This window comes from Haladaptatus sp. W1, assembly GCF_001723155.1.
Taxonomy (GTDB): Archaea; Halobacteriota; Halobacteria; order Halobacteriales; family Haladaptataceae; genus Haladaptatus; species Haladaptatus paucihalophilus.
Genome location: NZ_MEIH01000364.1, coordinates 1 through 915, shown reverse-complemented (window position 1 = coordinate 915; position 915 = coordinate 1). Strand labels below are relative to the sequence as shown.

Sequence of the window (915 nt, the reverse complement as noted above, 5' to 3'; positions counted from 1 at the left end):
GCTATGGCGATGACGATTGGGAGTTTGAGTTATTGTTCCCCTCCCAAGACCAGCTGACGCGATTCCATAATTTGAGCCGCGACAACGGAATCGAATACACACTCGGTAAAATGCAAGCATTGAGCGACGCCGGAGCCTCACAATTAGCGAACATCGTTACCGACAAACAACGTGAAGCACTCGTGCTTGCATTCCAACGTGGCTATTTTGAGACTCCCCGACAGGTGACTCTCTCGGAATTGGCGGACGAACTCGACATCAGTCAACAATCGTTGTCTGACCGGATTCGCCATGGTATCGAAGCAGTTGTGGAGTATGTGCTGTTCGGTGCGTCCCAGTAATGAAATTTCAGACTGTCTTTCATTCCCCACCTGACTTTTAAACGGCCCTGTTTGAACAGACCTAGCCCTTTTACAACTACATCCGATAGTAGCTAGGAAATGGGCTCCTCTTCTGACGATGACGATGATCAGCAATGTTCAGTTGATGAGATATTCGAACTTGTAGCTGATGCACAACGCCGACAGATTCTCACCTATCTCATCCAGAACGCTGACCGTCCGATTCCGCTCGAAGCACTTCTTGAAGAACTCATGACCCAGACAGATACCAGTGAATCAGATCAGCCAACTGAACGAGAACATCTTTTAACACGACTTCACCACCTGGTGTCGCCGCGAGACGTCCACGGCAACGAACGATGGACGAGTCATCTCACCGACCTTCCGTCGATCGACTCGCCGAACTGCTCGATTCGGGGGAACACGACGGCGCTATCGCGTGTCTGGAGCGGTTCGAAACGGCACCGACTGAGGAGCGCAAAGCCACCCTCGACGTTCTTCGGCGCGTCGAATCGGAGTCGCCGGGAGTCGTGGGACCGCTGCTTCCGGCCCTGTCGCCGTTTGTGACCGACGG

At 53.0% G+C, this 915-nt stretch carries 1 protein-coding gene and 1 pseudogene; both read left to right on the top strand.

Going from position 1 to position 915, the window contains the following annotated elements; translation table 11 throughout:
- Window positions 1-341, top strand: a 341-nt coding sequence (locus BG842_RS21615) for a helix-turn-helix domain-containing protein (protein ID WP_175424245.1), incomplete at its 5' end; no start/stop codon positions are given.
- A 359-nt stretch (window positions 342-700) separates the two neighbouring features.
- Window positions 701-915: pseudogene (locus BG842_RS21610) on the top strand (hypothetical protein); the annotation flags it as partial.